Genomic DNA, 4,358 nt, shown 5'->3' on the forward strand with positions numbered 1-4,358 from the left:
CCGCAGGTCGGCGCGGGCCCCCGTCCGACGAGGCTCGCTCGGTCGGCGCGGACACCCACCCGGCGCGCGGCCCCCCGGCTGGCGTGGTTCCCCCGGCGCGGGTCCCTTACCCGGCGCTCTGTTTCTTCGCCTTCGCCGCTGCCTTCATCTCCTGCTTGTGCGCCCGGACCTTGGCCAGTGACTCGGGCCCCTTGATGTCGGCCACGGAGCGGAAGGAGTCCGGTTCGCCGTACGACCCCGCCGCCTCCCGCCACCCCTCCGGCTGGACACCGAGTTGCTTGCCGAGGAGCGCGAGGAAGATCTGCGCCTTCTGGCGGCCGAAGCCGGGCAGGGCCTCCAGCCGGGCCAGGAGCTCGCGGCCCGTCCCCGCGTCCTTCCAGACCCCGCTCGCGTCACCGTCGTAGTGCTCCACGAGGTACTGGCACAGCTGCTGGATCCGCTTGGCCATGGAGCCGGGGTAGCGGTGGACCGCCGGCTTGGTGGAGAGGATCCCGGCGAACGACTCCGGGGCCATCGCGGCGATCTCATGCGCGTCGAGGTCGTCCGCGCCGAGCCGCCCGGCGATGGTCGAAGGGCCCTTGAACGCCCACTCCATCGGCACCTGCTGGTCCAGCAGCATGCCGACCAGGGCGGCGAGCGGACTGCGTCCGAGGAGTGCGTCGGCCTCGGGATCCTGGGCGAGGTGAAGGGTGACGTCCATGCACCCGATGATGGCGCGGACGCCGACCCGCCGCAGCCCGGCCACTCCCAGGGCGCCGACCCGCCGCAGGACCGGCCGCTCCCGAGGCGCCGACCCGCCGCAGCCCGGTCCCCCGGGTGCCTACCGGCCGCAGCCTCGGCGGCCCCCTACGGCCGCCAGTACCCCAGCGCCTGTATCCGCTGCTTCGGCAGGCCCAGTTCCTTGCGGAAGTACGTGGTGAGGGAGCGGGTCGTGGCGGTGTCGCAGGCGATCCAGACGTACGGGTCGGGGGTGCCCTCCAGCAGCGCGGGCGCGTCCGACCGCACCCGTGTGACGAGGTGCGCGCCGGCGTCCCGGCGGGGGACCGGGCGGAGGTCGTGGTGGTCGGGGTCGCGACGGAGCGGGAGAGCGCCCACACCGTCGGACCCGTTCTCGGCCGGGGTCTCGAACCAGATCGTCGTGGGGGTCGAGGGCAGCGCGCCCAGCAGGGAGTTGATGGCCGGGAGCGAGGCCGGGTCGCCGATGGCGAGGAGGTGGGAGGGGGCCGGGTCGGGGTCGGTGAAGCCGGTGCCGTGGACGGTCGCCTCGATCGTGTCGCCCGGCTTCGCGGCGCGCGCCCAGTCGCTGGCGCGGCCCTCGTGGAGGGCGAACTCCAGGCTGAAGGTCCCGGCGGCCGGGTCGGGGCCGACCAGGGTGTACGCCCGCTGGTGCGGGCGGGCGGCGGCCCCCGTCCCCCCGGTGGGCGCGAACCAGAGCCGTACCCACATCGTGGGGTGGACCCCGGTCATCGCGAGCATGCCGCCGTCGGTGAGGTGGATCCGCCGGTAGTCGTCGGTGACCTGTTCGGCGCCCGTGACGGTGAAGACGAAGTCCTTCGCGCGCAGCAGTTTGAGGACCGTGCCCTCCCAGCCGTGACCCTGCCCCATGACGCCTGCACCCTTCACGTACGCTTCCCCACAACTGCTTAGGTGAGGCTAACCTAAACCACTGTTGCACGTCAGGGACAGACATGAGCACCGAGACTTACCGGGACGCCTGGGGCGTCCCCCACCTCCGCGCCGCCGACGCCCGTGCGCTCGCCCGCGCCCAGGGCCGGGTCACCGCACACGACCGGGCCTGGCAGTTGGAGGTCGAACGCCACCGGTCCCAGGGCACCTCGGCGGCCTTCCTCGGTGCGGACGCGCTCGGCTGGGACCTGTTCGCGAGGCGGGCGAGAATCGACGACACCGCCAGACGCTGCTTCGCCCGGCTGGAGAGACAGGACCCCGGCACCGCCGACTGGGTCCGCGCGTATGTCGACGGGGTCAACGAGGGGCTCGCCGAAGGGGCCCGGCACGCAGCCGAGTTCGAGCGGTCCGGGCTCACCCCCGGGCGCTGGGAGGACTGGCACCCGCTCGGGGTGTGGCTGGCCACGCACATCCTGTTCGCCGGGTTCCCCGCGAAGCTCTGGCGCGAGGAGGTCGTCCGCCACCTGGGCACCGACGCGGTGGGCCTGTTCGCCACCGACGGGCCCGGCACCGCCGGGAGCAACGGCTGGCTGGTCGACGGGTCCCGTACGGCCACGGGGCGGGCCGTCGTCGCCGGTGACCCGCACCGGTTCATCGAGGAACCCGGGGTCTACCAGCAGATCCGCCTCTCCTGCCCCGAGTTCGACGTGGTGGGGCTCGCCGTCCCGGGCCTGCCCGGCATCGCCCACTTCGGCCACACCGGGCACGTGGCCTGGGCGATCACCAACGCCATGGCCGACTACCAGGACCTCTACCGGGAGCGGCTGCGGCGCACCGCGACCGGGGGCGTCGAGGCGCTCGACCCGGACGGGCGGTGGCGCGCCGCGCACCGGCACGTGGAGACCGTCGAGGTCGCCGACGGGACCCCCGTCGAGGTGGAGATCGTCGAGACGGCTCGGGGGCCGGTCGTCATCGGGGGGTGCGAGACGGGGGCCGACGGCGACGCGGGCACGGCCACCGGCACCGCCGTCGGCACCGGCATCGGCGCGGGCACCGCCTCCGCGGCCGACGCGGGCGCGGGCACCGCTTCCGACGTCTCCTCCGTCGGCTCCATCAGCCTCCGCTACCCGCCGCGGGTCACCGAGGACCTCGGGATGAGCGCGCTGCTCCCCCTCCTCCGGGCGCGTGAGGTCGCCGACGTGGACCGGGCGTTGGATCTGTGGGCCGAGCCGGTGAACGTCGTGCAGGCCGCGGACACCAGGGGCGGCGTACTGCACCGGGTGGCGGGGCGGGTGCCGGTCCGGAGCGCGGACAACCGCCGGAGAGTCGTTCCGGCGTGGGAGCCGGGCCATGCCTGGGAGGGCTGGCACGAGACGCCGTACGGCACGTTCGAGGACGGGGTCGCCGTCATGGCGAACCAGCGCGGCCCGGCGACCCCGCTCGGCGTGGAGTTCGCGCCGCCCCACCGGGCCGACCGCATCCGGGAGTTGCTGGCCGAGCGACCGGTCTGGTCGGCACCGGACATGCCGGCCATCCACAGGGACACGTACCTCGCCTCCGCCGCGCCCCTGCTGGAGCACCTGGCCGCCCTCCCCGACGGCCCTCACGGTTCGGACGGCCCCCACGGCGCGGACGGTGCCGAAGGCTCGGACAGTGCCGACGGCTCGGACGGTTCCGGTGGTTCGGGCGGCTCCGTGGGCCTCACCCCGGCCGCCGCCGACCTGCGCGCGCGGCTGCTGGGCTGGGACCGGCGGATGGCGGCCGACAGCGTCGAGGCCACGGCGTACGCGGCGGTGCGCGGCGCGGTCGTTCGGCGGCTCGCCGCCCAGCCCGCCTTCGCGGCGCTGGCCGCGCCGCCGGCGTACCCGGAAATCTTCCGGCCCTGGCTCTCGCTCACCGTCCGGATCGGGTTCGCGCTCGAACATCTGCTGCGGGCCGAGGAGTTGTACGGGATCGACCGCGCGGGGCTCGTACGGGAGGCGCTGGAGGAGGTGGCGGGCGGTGCGTTCGGGCCGTGGGGCGACAGCCACCGGCTCGCGCCGTGGCGGGCGCTCGACCCCGCGGACCCGTCCGCCGCGCCCGTCGAGCCGGGGCTCGCGGGTGACCACGACTGTGTGTTGTGCACCTCCGCCGTCCCCGGGATCACCGACCTCAGCGCGCGCGGCCCCGCCGCCCGTTACGTCTGGGACCTGGCCCGGCGTGAGGACAGCCTCTGGGTGGTGCCGTTCGGCGTGTCCGGCGTGACCGGCTCCGCGCACCACCGCGACCAGCTCCCCCTCTGGCTCCAGGGGCAGCTCGCACCGGTCGTGACCGACTGGGACCGGCTCACCCGGGAGACCGGGCCCACCGAGCACGGCGAGCACCACAAGGACAGCCAGGACAGCGAAGACAGCGAAGACAGCAAGGACAGCGAGGGGAACGACGATGAGCGTTGACGCGTACGGCGGGCGCGTGGCCGTCCACGAGCAGGCGATCGACGGCTTCGGAACCGTCCGCGTCCTGCCGCTGGACCCGAAGGCCGACGCCGGTGTCGTCCACGGCTGGGTGAGCGAACCCCGGGCCGCGTTCTGGGGCATGAACGGGCTCACCGAGGAGCAGGTCCGGGAGATCTACGCCCACCTGGACACCCTCGACACCCACCACGCCTTCCTCGCGTTGCGCGACGGCGAGCCCGTCGGACTGCTCCAGACGTACGAGCCGGACGCCGACCGGGTCGGCGTCCGGCTCGTACG

At 74.6% G+C, this 4,358-nt stretch carries 4 protein-coding genes; 2 read left to right on the top strand and 2 right to left on the bottom strand.

What is annotated here, in order from left to right; all coding sequences use genetic code 11:
• Window positions 1-106: 106 nt before the first annotated feature.
• Window positions 107-700, bottom strand: coding sequence for an HhH-GPD-type base excision DNA repair protein (locus AOK15_RS36070; RefSeq protein ID WP_055522689.1), 594 nt, complete (start codon window positions 698-700; stop codon window positions 107-109).
• 146 nt (window positions 701-846) lie between these two features.
• Window positions 847-1,605, bottom strand: a complete 759-nt coding sequence (locus AOK15_RS36075; protein ID WP_055522688.1) for a siderophore-interacting protein — start codon at window positions 1,603-1,605, stop codon at window positions 847-849.
• Between the two features lie 83 nt (window positions 1,606-1,688).
• Here AOK15_RS36075 and AOK15_RS36080 point away from each other — a divergent pair, with 83 nt between their 5' ends.
• Together AOK15_RS36080 and AOK15_RS36085 are read left to right on the top strand one after the other, a co-directional pair.
• The gene (locus AOK15_RS36080; protein ID WP_063799098.1) at window positions 1,689-4,061 is read left to right on the top strand and encodes a penicillin acylase family protein; all 2,373 of its coding nucleotides are present in this window, start codon (window positions 1,689-1,691) and stop codon (window positions 4,059-4,061) included.
• Window positions 4,051-4,358 (top strand): GNAT family N-acetyltransferase (locus AOK15_RS36085; RefSeq protein WP_157870476.1); only part of this gene is annotated, 308 nt, incomplete at its 3' end. The genes AOK15_RS36080 and AOK15_RS36085, both read left to right, overlap by 11 nt.

It is taken from the genome of Streptomyces ossamyceticus, from assembly GCF_001418475.1.
Lineage (GTDB): Bacteria > Actinomycetota > Actinomycetes > Streptomycetales > Streptomycetaceae > Streptomyces > Streptomyces ossamyceticus.